We start from the raw sequence: 18,361 nt of genomic DNA, 5'->3' as shown, positions 1-18,361 counted from the left end.
AACGGTTCGCCTATATCGGCGTCGGCACCAGCGGAACCTCGCGAGCGCCAACGCGCGATGACGGCGCCGCTGGTCGTCGGGGATTTCGTCTCCTACCCGGATAGCCCCGGGATCGGCTCCGTGGGCGAGGTGGATGGCCCCATGGTGCGGGTCGACTTCTTCAATTCCGTCGCGACGCCGGTAGCGCGGTCGACCTGGGTGTCGTCCATTGAATGCGTGCCCGTCGTACTCGACCCGGCGACCCGGGTGTACTGGCGCAACCCGGACACGGGCCGGTGGCTGCCGGGCCGGGTGACCTCGGGCGGTCGGGGCGAGTACTTCGTCAACTTCCCCAATCACGGATATGACTTCCCGATCCCTCAGGTCCACCTGCAGGTCCGGTGGGATGGTGGCCGCTCGGACCCTCTCGCGGTGCTCGGCGTGGGCGCCCACGAGTCGGGGTACTTCCGCAACACGCGCCTGCCGTTTCTAGAGGGGTTGGTGGCGCAACGCGGGGCGAGTGCCAGCACGGCGGCTTTCCTCTCCTCGGCGGTGGAGATCTACCCGCATCAGATCAACGCCGCGTTCACGGTGCTGTCGGACCCGGTCCAGCGCTACCTGCTGGCCGACGAGGTGGGCCTGGGCAAGACGGTGCAGGCCGGGTACGTGATCCGGCAGACGCTGCTGGACGACCCGCGTGCGCGCGTAGTGGTGCTGACGCCGGAGAGTCTGCGCCGGCAGTGGGTGGAGGAACTTCTGTCCAAGTTCTTCATCGACGACTTCGCGCAAGCGAAGGTCAAGTTTCGGTCGCACGACGATCCGGGCAGTTGGGCGGACCACCACGACTGGGACCTGCTGGTCGTTGACGAGGCGCATCGGATCACGCAGGTCGACGGGCCTGCCAACCCGACTTACGCTGCGCTGTGCGCGCTAGCGCATTCAGTGCCCAAGGTCCTGTTGCTCTCAGCGACCCCGACGACGTCACACTACACGACGCACTTGGGGCTGCTGCACTTGCTCGACCCCGGCCTCTACCCGTGGGAGAGGGCGCAGCAGTTCGCCGAGAGGTACGAGCGCCGAATCGCCCTGGCCGACAGCATCTACTCGCTCGACGCGCGATTCTCGGTGTTCCTGGAGTCCTCCATAGAGGAGGTGCGGGAGATCCTTGGCGAGTCCGACCCCCTCTTCGAGGGCCTGGCCGCCCGGGTGCTCGAAGCGATCGACGGGGACGGCGAGTTGCGCTCAGGCGTCGCTGAGTCGGATTTGGCCGTGCGCGTGGAGGAACTTCGAGCGCACCTGAGCGAGACCTATCGGCTGCATCGGCGGATCATCCGGCATCGCCGGGCAACCGTCCTGACCGATGATCTGGACGGCGAGTTCGCCGAGTACGAGGTCCGTGGACGGCGTCCGCCCGTTGTGCTCAGCCTGGACTCCGAGGCGCATGACGCGGCGGAGAGCTACCTGCTCGAGTGGCAGCGGGAGTCGGCCGACCACCTGGGTCAGGAGGGCGTGGCGGGCGATCGCGGCGCCTACGGCGGCGTGCTGCGGGTCCTGGCGTCGCGGACGGGAATCATTGTCGATGACCTGCTCGACAGCCTGCGCTGGCGGATCCGGTCCGATCGCACGGCGGCCGACCGGGCCGGCCTCACGGCGGACGAGCGGCGGACCTTACGCGCTGTGCCGGCGCTGCCGTTCGAACCGGAGTTCGTCCTGCAGTTGGAGAAACTTGACGACGGTGAGATCCGTAGGTCGGCCCTCGACGGCGCCTGCCGCGCGGTGGCGCGTGTACTGCGGAAGGGCCGCCGTGCGGCCTTCTTTTGCGGCCCCGGGCAGTTGGGAGACCTTCTCGCGGCGCACCTGCGCCGACGGTTCCCAATGGTCGTTGTCGGGACGCATACGAGCAGCGCCGGGCCGGAGAACTCCCACGATGCTGTGCGCACGTGGAGCGCATCGATACGACCGGAGGATCACGCCCGGCTCCTTGTGCTCGACGGTTCGGGCGAAGACGGGTTGAATCTTCAACTGGCCCACTCGGCCTTCCACCTGCGGTTGCCCTGGTCGCCGAACCAACTCGAGCAGAGACTCGGTCGCCTCGACCGCTACCGCAGCGTCGACGCGGTGAGTCAGTCGGCCCCCGCCGAGCAGTACCGGCTGAGCTCAGCTCACGGTGAGACGAGCATTGGCGACGCTTGGGCGGAACTGCTCACCGACGGGTACGAGGTCTTCGACAAGTCCGTGTCCCCCTTACAGGACGCCATCGTCGACGGCATTGACGACGTGTGGACTCAGGCTCTGGACCTCGGCCCGGCCGGCCTCGGCGCCTGCACCGGGTCCGTCCTCACCGCACTTGAGGCGGCGCGCCTGGAGATTGAGAAGATGGACCTTCTCGAATCCATCCATAACCAGCCCGACCCGGACGCTGGCGTGGCGGGCCGGCTGAGCCGGTTCGAGACCGACTGGGCGCGGTGGCGGACGGCGTTCCACGGCTTCACCTCGGAGCACGACGGCGGTGTCCGGGTGCGCCACCGTTCGAGCGGTGAGGTCGAGTCGTACGACGTCGTCAACTCCCGCCCGTCGATCGACCCGCACCACTGGAGGCGCAAGCGGGCCGGGCTCACCCCAGCCGTCGTGAACGGCGTGTTCAACCGGTCGGTCTCGTTGCGAAGGCCGGGGACCCGCCTGTTCCGCTCTGGCAACCCGCTCACCGATGCGCTCGCCGACTGGGCGTGGCAGGACGATCGCGGTCAGGCGACCGCGTTCAGCAGGCCGTACGCGCACCAGACCGGCGGAGCGGACCCCTACTTCGGTTTCGACTACCTCGTCTCCGCCGACACGGGCCCCGCGGTGGCGCTCTCGCTGCGGGACGCACGGGTCGAACGGGCGCTGCGGCGCCAGGCGGATCGGCTCCTGCCGCCGTTCGTCGTGCGCGTGTGGGTGCCCGCCTTCGGCGGCGAGCCCGTGGTCGACGAGGGCCAACGGCGGTGGCTCGAGCGCCCCTACGACAAGAACACACGCGACCGCAACTACAGCGGCGAACGCCTGCGGGAGTTCTTGGACATCTTCGGCGGCCAGGACGAGTACCAGTCCTGCCTCACAGGTGCGGAGCGGACGGGCAGGGCCCACATGGCCGCGGTGACCGACCTGCACCGGCGCTGCTCGGAGGCGCAGGCGGCGGCGGAGCAGCGGATGGCCATCGCCCGCGCCCAGGCCAAGGCCCGCAGCGCCGCGGGGCACCTGCTCGGCGACGTGGAGAGCTACCTGGTCGACACCGAGGTCACGGCCGCTCTGGTCGGTGGGCTGTCCCGGCCCACCACCCAGTTGGTCGCGGCGGTGTGCGTGGTGCGCGTCCCGGGGGTCTTCCGTGGCCGATGACAGCTGGTACACCGCGCAGCGGATGTTCACGCAGTGGAGGGCTGGCACCGGGTGGCCGGGCCCCGTCGACCCGGCCGGACTCGCCGGTACGTCGCGCCGACTGTTCGATGCGCTGTCCGGCCTAGCCAGCGGGGAAGCGGGTCGCCTCGATGTGGCCCTGCTCGTGCGCCAGGTGCTGCTGGAAGCCGCGGCCGTGGGCAACGACTCGCCGCTCACAGTCCCGGTCGGGAACGACCTGCCGAGCAAGCGCGAGTGGGAGCGCGCGGGGTGCAGCGCGCTGCCCGGGCCGGACGGCGACATGCGGGTCTGGGCCCAGGAATGGGAGCCTCGGCCGCTCGACGCGTCCACGGAAGAGGCCGAGGCGGCCCGCACCGATCTGCGCGAGGTGCACCGCGGCCTGCACTCGAGGCTGCGCAGGTCCGTGTCTGGTCCCGCCGCGGACCCCTTCTGGACCGCCGCGCTCGGACCGAAGTACACCCACTACCGGTCCGCGGGGCAGCAGCAGGCCGCTCGCTCGGTGGTGCTGGCTCCGCCGGGCAGCACCACCGTCGTGTGCCTGCCGACCGGACAGGGCAAGACCGAGACGGTGCTGGCCCCGGCTATGCTCGGACGCCCGGGCCTGGTTCTGGTCGTCGTGCCGACGGTTGCCCTGGCCATCGACCAGGAGCGGCGCGTGCGGCAGTTGACCGACACGAACGACGCCTTCGCCTACAGCGGGGACATGCGCGCGGACGAGAAGCGCGGTGTCGTCGACGCCATCCGCGCCGGTCGTCAGCGCGTCCTGTTCACCTCGCCGGAGGCGGTCAGCACCAGCCTGTCGCGGCACCTGCAGGCCGCCGCCGAGGCCGGCACCTTTCACACGCTGGTGCTCGACGAGGCGCACCTGGTCGAGCAGTGGGGAAACAACTTCCGCCCAGAGTTCCAAACCATCGCCAGCCAACTGCGCAACTGGCGGCGCCACGCGCCGGCCGGGTCCGCGCCGCGCGTGGTGGCGTTGAGCGCCACGCTCACCGGCCTGCAGTTGGACACGATCGCTCAACTGTTTGGTGGATCGGACCCGGCGCGCGTCGTCTGGGCGGCGCAGATCCGCACCGAACCCAGCCTGTACGTGGACCAGTTCGCCACGGTGGGGGAGCGGGACGCCGCGGTCCTCGGGGCGGTGACCAGGCTCCCCCGACCACTGGCGTTGTACGTGTCCAAGGTCGACGACGCGCAGCGGTGGGTCGGAATGCTGCGGGAGGCCGGTTGCGAGCGGGTCGCCGCGGTGACCGGCGGCTCGGACTCCGCGGACCGACGCGCCGCGCTCGAGGGCTGGGGCGGGCAGTCGGCTGCCGGTGCCTGCCCCACCAGGTTCGATGTCATCGTCGGCACGTCTGCGTTCGGCCTGGGGATCGACCTCCCCGACGTCCGGTCGGTGGTCCACGCCTGCCTGCCCGAGACCGTGGACCGCTACTACCAGGAGGTCGGCCGGGGCGGACGCGACGGCCGGCCGTCGCTCGCCTACATCGCCACCGCGAAGTCCGACGAGCCCGTCGCGCGGACTCTGAACGCCAACGCCATCATCGGGCCGGTCAAGGCCTGGGACCGGTGGGAGGCGATGTTCCGGCAGTGCCGCCACGACGAAGGGCAGGTCATCTTCGACCTCGACCTCGACAGCCGCCCGCCCCACCTGTCCGAGACCGGGGAAGCGAACCGGATGTGGAACATCCGAACGCTCAACCTGATGGTCCGCGCAAACCTCGTCGAACTGCACCCGCCGGACACCGCCCCGCCAGTCGTCGACGCGACTGGCGAGGACCGGGACGCCCGCATGCGGCAGCACTTCGCCGACCTCGCGACCAAGGTGCGGGTCTCGCTGGGCGGCCGGACCAACGACCGGGTGTACTTCGCGGAGCGCATCGAGGAGATCCGGAGCGTGATCCTCACCGGCCAGTGGGCCGCGCTGGAGCGCTTGCGGCAAGCCATGTCGGGCGACCACTGCATGGGTGAGGAGTTGGCGAACTACTACACAACCGCCTACCGCGGTCTCGAACTGAGCACGGCCGCCGCCTGCCGGGGGTGTCCGCGGTGCCGGAAGGGCGGGCCGGCCTCGGACGGGCTGTATCGCACGCCGTGGGAACCGGTCCCCGACGTCGCCTGGCTCCCTGTCGGCTCACCGGATCCGCTCGCGCGGTTCCGGTCCGCGAAGACCCCCCTGCTCAGTATCCGGTGGGACACGGCCACCGAGCGCCAGCAGCGGGTGCCGGGCCTAGTGGGCCGCCTGTGCCAGCGGGGGATGGTCATCGTCGGTGGTCCCGGACTCACCGAGCAGGAGAGCACCGCAGTCCAGAAGTTGGCGCGGCCGCACCCGGTGATCATGGATGCCGACGAAGCCCTCCTGGCCGGTGACGCCCCCGTCGTCTGGGTCGTCGGGCGCGACGGGTGGACCCCGCACCTAGAGGCACGGCTCGAGGTACCCGCCCCGACCTACCTGCTCCATCCTCGGGATCTGCCGCACCCGGCCAAACCGGGGTATTTCTGCGACATCCACCCGGCCAGCATCTCCGTCGACGTAGCGGGAAAGGTCCTCTGACGTGAGCTTGTTGAACGTTGACGACCCGCTGCCGCAGTACGTCGTGGTGATGCTGCGGCTGTTAGTCCATGCGGGGGGCACGATGCCCGTCGACGAGGCGCGAGCCCTCCTCACCCCACCCTCCGTCGACGGCAGGAAGGTCTTCGACACGTCGTTGTCCAGCCTCACCAGGCTCGGCGTGATGGTCAGGGAGGACGACCGGATCACGTCGGTGGGCTGCGCGACGATCGAGCCCGACGACGTCGTCGACGCGCTGCGCCTCGCGGTGCTCGCTCCGGACAACAACACCGGCGTCGGTGAGGACGCCACGCAGGTCGGCCCGCGGGACCTGATCCGCGCGCTGTGCTGGTTCCTGACGAACGATCCGACGGCGCCAGCGCTCGGGTGGTCGGAGGTGCAGTCCCGGCAGTCCAGAGCGATCCACGAGCACCTGGGGAACCCCATCACGAACGACACGCGCTGGAACCCGTTCTGCTCGTGGTCGAGCGCGCTCGGCTTCAGCACGCCAGCGCTGACCACCTCCGCCGACAGTTCGACGGCCGCCCGGCTCACGCCCGACTGCACCACGGCCGTGCGCCGGACAGTGCGGGCGCGTTGGCAGCCCGGCCAGTCCCTTGACCCGGCCACGGCGTTGCGCGAACTGCGGACCGCGCTGCCAGTGCTGCCCGGCGGAGACCACTCGCGCGCGGTGGGACTGGCCGCGCCCGAGACGAACCACGCCGGCGCGGCCCTATCCTTCGCGCTGCTGCGCGGCCACGACGAGCGGTGGATCCGGTTGGAACAGGACGACGACGCCCGCTCCCTGTTGTACCTCCACGATCCCGACCAGCCCGGCTTCCCAAGGACGTTCAGTTCGATCACGGTCCTGGAGGCGCTCCGTGGCTGAGATGGCAGGCTACCTGTGCTGGACGCCGGGCGCTGCAGTCTCCCGGATCAGTACCGAAGCGGTGATCCCCTCCTCACCGCTGTTTCTCGCCACGCACACGCCCCTGCGAATCAGTCGCTCGCGGCTGGTCCAGCGTGGCCTGGTGGACGCGGGCGACATCGTTGACGAGCGCACGGTGCTGGGGGAGTTCACCGGCCGTAAAGCCGACAGCGGCGCGTTGATGATGCCGCTGGTCGGCGAGTCTGGTTCGGGCAAGTCGCACCTGGTGCGTTGGGTCTACGAGCACCTCGATCCCAACCCCGAGCAGAAGGTGATCTACCTCGAGAAGACGCAGACGAGCCTCAAGGCGGTCATCACCGCACTGCTCGCCGACGTCGACGACGAGTCGCTCGACAGCCTTAAGCGCGAGGTGTCCTCGTTCGGCGCCCAGGTCGACTCCGCGGCGCTAGCCCGGCGGATCGTCAACTCGCTCAACGAGTCACTGGCCGGCACCCGACCGGTTGGCCTGCCGGCCGCGGAACGCGGGCTGGTCGGGCCGAACGGGTTGGCGCTCGTCCTGCAGGACCCGCTGTTCCAGGGCTACCTCCTCAAGCCCGGCGGGTTTATCATGCAACTCGCCGATCAGTTGCTTCGCGATAGCGCGGGCGAGTTCTCCGAGCGGCCACCCGGATTCTCAGTTGAGGACCTTCCTTTTGACGTCAAGGACGTGCAGAAGGCCGCGGACGCGTCCAAGCGGCTGGTCGGGATCATTAACACCAAGCCGGGGTTGAAGGCCGCAGCCATCGGCCTGCTCAACGACCACCTCGAAGCAGCGCTGCGCTCAGCGGCAAACCTCGCCGCGGGGCGGCTCACCGACGCGTTCCTGCGGGTGCGTGAGGTCTACGCCGCGCAGGGGCGGGAAATCCTGCTCCTCATCGAGGACTTCGCCCTGATCCAGGGGGTTCAGGGCGAACTGCTGGACGCGCTGACCGAGCCCGCCGTCCGCCACGGCGAGCAGCGATTGGCCAAAATCAGGACGCTCATGGCGGTCACCACCGGGTACTTCACCGACCTGCTGCCCGAGACCGCGCTGACTCGGGTCGGGGCGGCCAGCGGGGGCCACGTGTTTCGCCTGGACGTCACCTTCAGCGACCGCGAGGACGAGGCCGAGCAGATCGCCTCCTTCGCCGGTCGATACCTGAACGTGGCTCGCGTCGGGGACGACGGAGTCGAGCCCGACGCCGAGCGGCTGCGGAAGAACCAGTGCGACGCGTGCTCGTTCCAGGCCCAGTGCCACGAGCAGTTCGGACGTTCCACCGAAGGGTACGGGCTGTACCCGTTCAATAAGTCCGCTCTGCTGCGGATGGTGCACTCGACCGCGGACAAGGCTGGCTCGTTCGTGCCGCGCACGGTCCTCGGGAAGATCATCCGGCCGACCCTTGTCGACCACGCGCAGTCGCTGGAGGACGGGACCTTTCCGGACGCCGAAGCGCGCCGACGGTTTCCAAGAGCGTCGCAGGACACCGCGCTCAGCACTGAGGTGTCGAGCCTGCTGGAGGTGGTCGACGACGCCGACACCGACCGGCAGAAGTTTGTCGTGGAGTTCTGGGGCGACTCGCCGGACGCCGTGGACAGCACCCTGAACGACGTCCTGCGGACCTTCCGCGCGCAACCAGTCGCCGCCCCGACGGGGGTCCCCCCACGACCGCGTCCGGCGGATCCCGAGCCGAGCCGTCCTCGGGACAGCGGCGCGAGCCGTCAGTCCGGTGAACTGCCGGCGAGGGTCCAGTCGAGGCTCGACGCCGTCGAGAGGTGGGCCGGCCGGGGCGATGACCTCGACCAAGCGGTGGCCAGCACCCTGCGCAGGATTATCGCTGAGGCGGTGCAGCGGAGGTTCCCGTGGCTGGACCCGCCCATGCGCGAATGGACGAAGACGGCCGCCAACAAGGCCTGGCCGAAGGACGGCCGCACAGTGTGGATCGAGAAGGCGTACGGGCAGAAGGGCGGGGCGGCGGCTCCGCTGCAGTTCGGCCGCACCGCGGTCCATGGTCAGTTCTTCAAGGGCCTCCTGCAGGCGGAGGCCGGTGGCCGGCTGCGAGCGGTTGACCAGCGCAGATTGGCCTCCGTCGCCGAGTCCAGGGCGGCGGACTTCACTGCAGCCGTAGCGAGGTCCGGCGACATCACCGACGACCACCTTGTGACTGGCATGCGCGCCGCGCTGCTGGGGGGCGTGCTCGCGGGCCGGGCGTGGCCTGGGATGAACCGCGCGCAGTTGCTCGCGGTCGTCTTCGATGATGGGCAGGAGTGGACGCGCACGGACTCCGACGTCCGCACCGCCCAGTGGAACGACGCGCTGGCCCGCCACCTGCTCGCCCGCCCCGAGCTGGTGAAGGTCCTACGCACGAGCCTGGGAGTGGCCCAGGGCACCGGCGAGACGCGCATGATCGATGCCGCGCGGGCGCTGCCGCTGCTGCAGCGGGCTACGGCGGAGTGGCGATGGCAGCCTCAGGCGACACCCTCCTGGGTACAGGGCGTCATCGGGTTCGGCAATCTCGACGCGTGGACCGCCGCGCAGGTGGCTGATTTGGCGTCGCGGTATGAGCGCATCCGCGAGTTGCTGCCCGAGCAGGACAGCGGAGCAAATACGGTCAAGGCAGTGCAGACCGCACTGGACGAGGCGCCCCGGGTGGGACTAGCTCCGGCCAGCCGCGAGGAGGAGGCGCAGCTGCGCGATTTGATCGCGAAGGCGGGTGACGCGGACTGGCGGGCCGTCTCGAACCTGGGCGCCGACCTGGGCCGCTACGCCGACGCTGATCCGGACCGGCGAGCCGTTGTAGGGCTTCAGGTCGCTGCGAAGGATCGCGGTCCCTTCCTCGGCGTCATTGCGAAGTTCCTGGTCGCTGCGGACCACTGGCTGTCGGCGAAGTTGCCCGAGGCGACGAGTCGCACCTCGACCGAGGGGGACACCGCGCTGAAGGCCGTGCAGGTGGTGCTGCAGACTTGGTCAGAGATCGGAGTCGATCATGACTGAGCTCGTCGATGGCTCGGTATTCGAGAGAGCACTGCGCATGCAGGCTGAAGTGCGCCGGCTGGACGCCAGCGCCAGCGAGGAGCAGGCGGCCCGCAGTACCGCCCAGCGCGTCGGGGAGCTGGAGGCGGCACTGGGGGATCTGGCCGCGCACGTTCGCGTCGGGCGCGCGTTAACTGCGCGCGCTGGCGTCGAGGTCGACCTCGACGACGTGCACGACGGTCTGGCGGAGCTGCAGCGGCACGCGGCCGTCGGGCTGCCGAAGGACCGCGTCGTCTCCACCGCCAGGCGGAAGGTGGCTGCCACGGCAGAGCGGGTGGCTGACCGCATCCAACGAGCCTGGCACGAGTGGACGACGGATGCGCACGCGCAGATCCCCACGAATCGAGTGGCCGGACTCGATCGCGAGCACCAGGCGACTGCACGGCGACTGATCAACGAACTCGACCGGCTACGCGGCCGGCCGAAGCCGACGGCCACCGACATCGAGGATTTCAGCGCCAAGCACGCCGCATTGCTCGAGGAGTTAGACGCCGCAGCGGATGCGTCAGACGAGTTGCTGGATTTGCTGAGCCGGTTGGACTCGCGGACCACGACATTGCGGGATCTGTCCGACGCGGACATCGCGCTGTTGCGCGAGCACGGCATGGACAACGAGGTCGAGGTCAGGAGGAAGCCGCAGTGACCCTCGATCCCGGCGGCCCGTTCGTTGCGCACCTGCTCAACGCGCTGGAGGACATCGAACTTCCGCTGCTGTCATGGGGCGTCACCACCGGCTCGCTCGCCGAGGAGGAGGTGCTGGAGGCGGTCGAGACCGCGCTCGCCACGTGCTCGGACGCACCCGCCCTTCCGGCGTCCCACGTCGTGCAGGGGCTGATCGACGCGGGACTGATCTTCCCAGTCCCGGACAGCGCTCCGCTGCACTACCGCACTCGTATGGCGGAGGCCCTGCGGCTGCTGACCCACCTGCGCCAGGTGTTCCCTAGCCGGGGCGCCGACCTTGACGGCTCGCCGTGGTGGCGGCGCTACCGGTCGCTCGTGGCCGACTACCGCCTGCACGTTGCCGAACGCCGGTACCCGAAGCGGGAAATCCCCCTCGACGTAGCGCTCGCCGAACTCGAGCAGGTGCCGGGGTGGGACGCTGTCGCCAAGGCGACGGTGACGGAGTTGGTGGGCGAGTTGCGCCTCGCCCGCTTCCAGGTCGACGCGACCGCTGCCGTGCTTACCGGGCTGAGTTCGGGCCGGAACCAGGGTGTTGTCGTCGGTGCGGGTACCGGCAGCGGCAAGACGATGGCCTTTTATCTGCCGGCGTTCACCGCGATCCGGCAGCACGCGACCCAGCGCCCGAGCGGCCGGGTGCACACAGTCGCGCTGTACCCGAGGACCGAACTACTGCGCGACCAGCTGCGCGATGCCGTCCAGAACGTGGCGGCCCTGGATCGGGACGCGGCCTCGACGGGACGGCGTCCACCGCGCATTGGGGTCCTCTACGGCGATACCCCCCAGTCCCGGGAGAGCCTGCACCAAAACGCGAAGACCTGGTACCGCAACTGGGAGTTCCAGCGCGACGGGGTGATCTGTCCGTACTTGGCCTGTCCCTCCTGCGAGCAAGGCAAGCTCAAGTGGGCCGACCGCGACGCGGGGGCGGACGAGACGCTTACCTGCACGTCGTGCAGGCACCGTGTCCCGAACGGCCGGCTGGCGCTCACCCGTGACTCGCTGCTGAAGGACCCCCCGGACCTGCTATTCACGACGACCGAGATGCTCAACCGGTCGAGTACGGACCCGCGCCTGGGCAAGTTGCTCGGCTGGACGGGGCGCGGCCCCGAACTGGTGCTGCTGGACGAGGTCCACACCTATTCGGGTACGCACGGTGCCCAGACCGGGCTGGTGCTGCGCCGGTGGCGCCACGCCGTCGCCGCGCCGATGTCGTTCGTCGGCCTGAGTGCCACCCTCCGCGACGCGGGAGCCTTCTTCGCCGAGTTGGTCGGGCTGCCGTTCGACAACGTCGTGCACGTCGAACCGCGGCTCGCCGACATGGAGTCTGAGGGGCGCGAGTACGCGATCGCGCTTCGCAGCGACCCAGTCTCTGGAGCTAGCGTGCTGTCCACGTCCATCCAGACCGCCATGCTGTTCGGCCGCGTCCTCGAACCCGACGACCGTCGGCGCTCGCCCTTCGGGTCGACCGGCTTCCTTTTCACCGACGACCTGGACGTGTCCAACCGCTTCTACAACGACCTGCGGGACGCCGAGGGCGGGCAGAACCGGTGGGGGGCCTCGGGCCGCAAGCCGGTGCTGGCGGGGTTGCGGGCGTCGGACCTCCCGCAGCGGTCCGCTCGCTACGCCGACGGCCAGTCCTGGGACCTGGTGGAGCGGATTGGGCACGTCCTCGGCCGCGACCCGGGCTCCACCAGGGCGTTGCCGGTCGGGCGGACGACGTCGCAGGACACCGGGGTCGACGCTCGCGCAGCGCTCATCGTCGCGACCGCGGCGCTGGAGGTCGGCTTCAACGACGCGCGGGTCGGCCTGGTTCTGCAGCACAAGGCACCGCACGACACGGCCGCTTTTGTCCAGCGCCGCGGTCGGGCGGGCCGCAGGCGGGGCACCCGACCAATTACTGTCGTCGTGCTTTCCGAGTATGGCCGGGACCGGCTCAGCTACCAGGCCTATGACACGCTCTTCGCCCCCGAGATTGCGGCTCGCGCCCTGCCGGTCACGAACCGCCATGTGCTGAAGATCCAGGCCACACAGTCGCTCTTCGACTGGATCGCGCGCTACTTCCACCAGCGGTTCCCGCGATCGGACCTGCGCAAGCTCTTGCAGGCGCCGGGATCGTCCCTGCGGCGGGACCAGCACGCCGTCCAACAGTGGGAGTGGGTGGCCGGACGTCTTGAAGAACTGCTCACCGACGCCGCGCGTCAAGACGATTTGGCGCGGCACCTCAAGGCCGCCCTACAACTTGACGACGCGGCGGTTCAGGCGCTGTTGTGGGAGCAGCCGCGCTCGCTCCTGCTGGCGGTCGTGCCGACCGTCTTGCGTCGGCTGAAGAGCGAGTGGCGACCGCTGCGGGCGGACCCTGGAGCTGTCGCTGGGCGGTTCCTCCCCGAGTTCGTGACCAGCACGCTGTTCGAGCCGCTGAACCTGCCCGAGGTGGTGCTGGACCTGCCGTTCGAGACGGACCAGGACGAGCACCTGCCTATCGGCAAGGCGCTACGCGAAGCCGTGCCCGGCCGGGTGAGCCTGCGCTACGGCTACCAGCGCGACGATCACCGCACCTGGCTGCCGCTTCCGGGAGCCGGCGAGCACGCGATCGAGGTGCAGACAATCGCCCCGGACGCGCCAGTCGCCGGGCAGTGGCGGCCTTGGGGGGAGGGCGACGAGAGCTATTGCGTTCTGCGCCCGACCAGGATCACGCTGAGCGCACCGCCTCCGGACGTCAAGAACAGCTCACAGGGCTACCCGCGCTGGGCTTCCCAGGTCGTGCTGTCCGCACACGGCCTGGTCGACGCCCAAGCGCCGACGTCGTCCCCGCTGAGCGGCTGCGTCCGGTCGGTCGGCTTCGCTACCCACGCCGCGGGTAACCCTGTGCTGATGCGCCGGATGACGCCCAGCGCCCGGTCCGAGGTCACTACAACTGCGGGTGGGGAGCGGCACACCATCTCGTACACCCACGAGGGCGCACCGGCCGCGATGGGGTTCGAACTTGACGTCGACGGCCTGCGCCTGCGCATCGCGCACCTCGACCCGGCCGACCCCCGAGTGCGCGAGCACCTGCGCTCACCGCAATGGCGTGCTCTCGCCTTCCACCGGGCGGTCACCGAGGACCCGCAACTGGCCGAGGACACCAACCACTTCCAGCGGACCTGGCTGGCGCTGATTTACCTCACCACGTTCGCCCTGGCTGGCACCGACTCGGCGGCCGGTCCGGAGGAATTGTGGAACGGACTGCGGGACGGCTCCTGGCGGAACCGCCTGCCCGAGGTGCTCGCGGTGCTGTACCGGAGCGACGAGCCGACCAACGGCCAGCCGGCCGCTACCGACCGACTGCTCGCCGGCCTGACCGAACTGAGCCACAACCGGGCTGTGGTGGAGGCGCTGAACCGGGCCGGTGAATTGCTCTTCGCCGACGACGTCGTCGAACGTACCTGGGGGCTGGCGCGCCGGGCGTACGTAGACACCTTCGCCGCTGCGGTGCTCGACGCCGTGTTCCGGGTGTGCCGGAACGCCAGCGAGCAGGATCTGGTCGTCGACGTCGTCCCCGGATCCGCCGAGGACGAGGAGGCGACGATCTGGCTGACCGAGACGGCCGTTGGCGGCGTCGGCGTTGTCGAGCACCTGGCCGAGTCCTACGCGGAGGACCCCGCCAGGTTCTCGTCGCTGGTCCTGGGGGCGCTGCGGCCGAATGACTTCGAGCGGACCGACGTCGCGCTGACGCGACTGGTCGAGCATGTCACCGCCGAACCGAACGGCCGAGCGGCGTCGGCGATTGCCGACATCCGTGCGGCGGGTTCCGCGCAGGACACTGACCGAGCGTTGCACGACCTGCTTGCAGCTTGGTCCGATCTCGACGGCCCGGTTAGCAGGGCTTCGATGGCCGCGCTGTCTGTCCGCATGCTGCGCCCCGGCAGCACCCGGCAGACCGACCGCGCCGCAGCTGCCCTGCTCGGTGCCTGGTCCGCGCTCGAACAGCGACTGGGCGTGGAGGTCGACGCGCGGGTGCTGGCGTACGCGGTGGGCTCCGGGCGCCTGTCGGTCGGAGCGTCCGGCCCGGCGCTCGACGCCGACCAGATCTTCAGCCTGCTGTGGCCTCGGGGTTCGCAGGTCCGCAACCAGCACCTGGCCAACTATCAGCCCTACGTCCCGCACGACCGCCCGTCCGTGCACGACCGGCTGCTGCTCGCTGCTGCCTTCGAGGAGGACCTGCCAGTGATTCACCTTGGCTGGCCCGATTGGCAGGCCCGCTACCGCGTCGAACTTCCGCGATCCGGAGCGCTGTGGTTGTCCTGCGCGGCGGGCGACCGCAGCGCGCTCGGGCGCGCCATGGCTCGGATCCCGGCGCTCGCGGTCGACGCGGACGTCCTGCGTGTGTATGGCACCGTCACCCAGGTGGTGCGACACGGCGCGGACTTTCACATGCGGGTGGAGTTGCGTGGAGTCGGAGGGTGAGTGCCCTGGAACGGACGGTCCGGACCGGACCGAGGCTGCAGTTGAGCGCGGACACGATCCTGGCTGACGCGCTGCTGTCCGAGGTGGTCGCTCCCGGACCCGTAGTCTGGGTCGTATCGGCCTGGATCAGCAACGTCGAGGTGCTCGACAACACCCAGGGCGCCTTCGACGACCTGCTCGGTGACGAGGGCATCGCTCGGTACCGGCTGGCTGACGTCCTCGCGCGCATCGCCCGAGCCGGGAGCCCGGTGCGCGTCGTGACCCGCCCGACCCCTCACAACCGCCTTTTCGTTGACCACCTGCAGGCCGCCGCGGCCGCGAGTAGCGCCATCTCGGTCGTCTTCGACCCGGTCGAGCACGAGAAGACGGTCTGCGGACGGGACTGGATGCTGGGCGGTTCCATGAACTTCACCGTCAGCGGGATCGGTGTTAATGAAGAGTATGTCCGTTACGTCGTCGACGACGCCGAAGTTGCCCAGGCGCGGCTGGACTTCGCAGCCCGGTGGGGCGGTGCCGATCGATGAGCGACGTCTCGAGCGTCGAGTCGTCCGGCCGGCCGGCAGTCGAGGACTTCCTGCGGGTGTTCTTCGGCCCGGGGAACGACGCCGACCAGTACCCGGGTGTGACCGAGGTCTTCAAGCAGTTCGCGGTCCACAACAAGATCACACCGGTCGTGTTGCCGCGGTTCGTCGCTAGCACTCAGGAAGCCACGATGTACGTGATCGCGGACGACCCACTGATGGCTCCGCACGTACCGGAGCTGATCAATGCGTTCGCAGGTCCGACGTACTGCAGGACCGTCGACCTGGTCCCGGCCGGGCTGGACCCGGACGATCCGGTCGAGGCCGCGCTTCTCGAGCACTACGGCCCGGACGTCGACACCTACGTCCTCAGCGCGGGGAGCAACGCTCAGCACCGGCGAAACCTCCGAAGCGCCCTGCAGCGCATGCAGTCGACATTGTCGCTGCGACCGACCCGGCTCCGACATGTCGACAAGTCCTTGGGGCGACTGCTCGGCGAGTTCGACGCGGCGCTCGTCAGCGGGGGCGAGGCGACCTCGGAGGCGGTCCTCTCCGAGATTGTCGTCAGGGGCGGTTTGAATGCGAGCAACCTGGCTCACCTTCGCATTAAGCGCCTCAATCGGCTAGGGCGGGGCGCTGAACTCCTCGCGCTCCCCGAACTGCCGGGGGTACTGCTGCAGGACCCGCCGGTCCGGATCCGCGAGGCGGTGCTGAGCGCCGTATACCAGGTGGTGGTGGCGCCGGCGCTGGCTGATGGGGACGTCGCAGCGGCCGTCGAACGCCTGCGTGATCTAGAACCGGCCCTGCGATTGCCAGTGCATGACGCGATTCGCGACTACAACGGACCGGCGCCAACGGTCCTCTTGGTAGCAGCAATCGGGCGGGCCGACCGAGCAGCGTTGACCGAGGCTCTCGCACTGCGCGAATCCTGGCCAGTCCCGGAGCCAGCCGACGTGCTCTGGGAGCATGCGGTGCAGGTTGTCGGCGCGAAGGCCGAGTCAGCGCCGCATACCGATGCCGATAACGAGAAGGAGAGGGCGCCTGACAAACGGCCGTTGGCCGGTTGGACCGACTTCGTCACCGCCGTGGTCGAGCACGACGAGCGGGTCTCGGCGGTGATCCGCGACGAGAGTTGGATCGCGTGGCCCCCGCTCGCCCGTGAAGACGCGCGCGTGCGCCAGTTGTTGGGCTCGTTAACGGACTGGCAGTGGGCGGAAATCTGGCAGGTCGTCGGCGTGTTCGTCGATGCGCTCGGCGACCGCGGGGTGGCGCCCGGCACAGCGATGGACCTGATTGGCGCAGCGCTTACCTTCGACCACCTGAGCCGAGGCGACCTTCTGTCCCTCTATGCCCTTACTGAGATCGTCTTTCGGTCGGCCCCCAGTCGGTCGGACTACGTCGAGTTACTCGACGGCGTGCGGGCGTCGGCGGCGCAATGGGCCAGCGTGCAAACTGCTGACATCGTTCTCGACTTCGCTGATCGACTTGTCATTGCCGCCAGCCCGGACGAGGACGCTAGGGTCGAGACTGCAAGAGCCCTGCTGGAGCCCCTTCACCGCAACCAGCGCCGGCTCGCTCCTGAAGACGCCTCACTTGCCGAAAGGCTCTGCAACGAATTAGGTGTCGCGCTCGAGTGGCTTACTCCCTCCCAGGAAGACGACGGGTTCGACCTCGCCGGAGTTCCACGACTATCGGTGCTGCTCTACTCCCTTGATGAGGCCGTCTTGGCGCGGGTGGCCAATCAACTGGGCAAGCGGGCCAGCGCGGTAAAGGTGGTGAGCTCGCACGACAAGGTCGGTACCGAGTCGCTGCGGCATAAGGCGCGCGGTGCGGACGTCGTAGTACTGGCTACGCGCTGTGCGACGCACGCCGCTACTGGCTTCATTACCGAGAATGCGAGTCGCACGGCGCGTATCGCGTACGCGGACGGCAGTGGTTCCGCTTCGCTCTTGCGAGCAGCGATCGAGGGCATCCGGCAGGCGGTCACCTGAACGGAGCGCAAGAGTTGGTGCCCGCCGCGCCCAACGGCGCTGCAGCAGTTGCGCAGCCGTTGATCAGCGACACGATCCTGGTGTGATTGAGCCCCCGTTACCCCGGCGCCATTGACGGCGCCTGAAGCTGAGCAGGACGAATCTTGTGGATCTTGAAACTGCGCTCCGGACGGTCCATACCCCCCTGCGTCTTCCCGGACGGAGCGATCAGCAGCTTGCGGAGCAGGTGCGCCCCCTTGCATCGTCATCCCATCGCCTCGTTCCGGTTCCGCGACTCGCTGGTGGGGGTGAGGTCAGGGGTGCTGATGTCTTGCTTGCCCTTGCGATAGCGACGCGACCTCTATACGACGCCGACGTGCACGATGTTCATGCTCAGTGGGGGCTGCTCCGCTACCTCGGCGTATTCCAAGCTCTCGAAGGCGTGCGGCCTGCCGCTCTAGGCCTGTCTGATGCCGGAAGTCGCGTCTCTGGCAATCAGCGACGAGTCATGAGTGAAGAATTAGGTATCGGCTTATCCGTTCTACTTGCTGGCTCATGGCTCGCGCCGGAGAGTTTCTATGGGGAACTGGCGGTCACGCCGATGGATGTAGATCTTCTCCTTGGCGGCGGTGACCCTAGATTCCGGCTTTCGGCCCAGAGCAGTCGGCGCCCGGACTACCTGCTCATTCGTCAGTCGAGCGATTCAAGTGTAAGAATTGGCCTACTCGAATGTAAGGGAACTCGCAATCCGGGCCTCTCGCTCAGGCAGCTTGGACGCGGCGTCGACCAGCTTGCGGGTCTTCTGGTAAATGCAGAGGAACTGCCGGGCCTCGCTGTAAGCTCAGTCTTTGCAGACGGCGGAATAAAGTATAACGCGATCGCTCGCGA

8 protein-coding genes are annotated in these 18,361 nt (G+C 69.0%); all 8 read left to right on the top strand.

What is annotated here, in order from left to right:
* Positions 1-57: 57 nt before the first annotated feature.
* The 8 genes from dpdE to dpdD are packed head-to-tail and all read left to right on the top strand — an operon-like array spanning position 58 to position 17,494.
* Positions 58-3,351, top strand: a complete 3,294-nt coding sequence (gene dpdE / locus AC0GKK_RS11910) for a protein DpdE (protein WP_489883837.1) — start codon at positions 58-60, stop codon at positions 3,349-3,351.
* Entirely contained in the window at positions 3,341-5,923 is a 2,583-nt protein-coding gene (gene dpdF / locus AC0GKK_RS11905) for a protein DpdF (protein WP_489883836.1), read from the top strand. Before dpdE ends, dpdF begins: the two co-directional genes overlap by 11 nt.
* A 1-nt stretch (position 5,924) precedes the next feature.
* Positions 5,925-6,809: a protein DpdG gene (dpdG, locus tag AC0GKK_RS11900; RefSeq protein WP_489883835.1), complete on the top strand. Its 885-nt coding sequence runs from the start codon at positions 5,925-5,927 to the stop codon at positions 6,807-6,809.
* 1 nt (position 6,810) lies between these two features.
* Positions 6,811-9,819 carry a protein DpdH gene (dpdH, locus tag AC0GKK_RS11895; RefSeq protein WP_489884014.1) on the top strand — a complete coding sequence of 1,003 codons (3,009 nt, stop codon included), beginning with the start codon at positions 6,811-6,813 and terminating at the stop codon, positions 9,817-9,819.
* Positions 9,812-10,501 (top strand): hypothetical protein, encoded by a 690-nt coding sequence (locus AC0GKK_RS11890; protein ID WP_489883834.1) that lies wholly within the window; start codon positions 9,812-9,814, stop codon positions 10,499-10,501. The genes dpdH and AC0GKK_RS11890 overlap by 8 nt, the downstream gene beginning before the upstream one ends.
* Positions 10,498-14,982 (top strand): protein DpdJ, encoded by a 4,485-nt coding sequence (gene dpdJ / locus AC0GKK_RS11885; RefSeq protein WP_489883833.1) that lies wholly within the window; start codon positions 10,498-10,500, stop codon positions 14,980-14,982. Before AC0GKK_RS11890 ends, dpdJ begins: the two co-directional genes overlap by 4 nt.
* Complete coding sequence (gene dpdK, locus AC0GKK_RS11880) at positions 14,979-15,506, top strand: phospholipase D-like domain-containing protein DpdK (RefSeq protein ID WP_489883832.1); 528 nt, start codon at positions 14,979-14,981, stop codon at positions 15,504-15,506. Before dpdJ ends, dpdK begins: the two co-directional genes overlap by 4 nt.
* Positions 15,503-17,494, top strand: coding sequence for a protein DpdD (dpdD, locus tag AC0GKK_RS11875; RefSeq protein WP_489883831.1), 1,992 nt, complete (start codon positions 15,503-15,505; stop codon positions 17,492-17,494). Before dpdK ends, dpdD begins: the two co-directional genes overlap by 4 nt.
* The last annotated feature ends 867 nt before the right edge of the window (positions 17,495-18,361 follow it).

This window comes from Pseudonocardia sp. P-1 (genome assembly GCF_058111925.1).
Note: the sequence above shows the minus strand (reverse complement) of the source record. Positions and strands in the feature narration are given on the sequence as shown.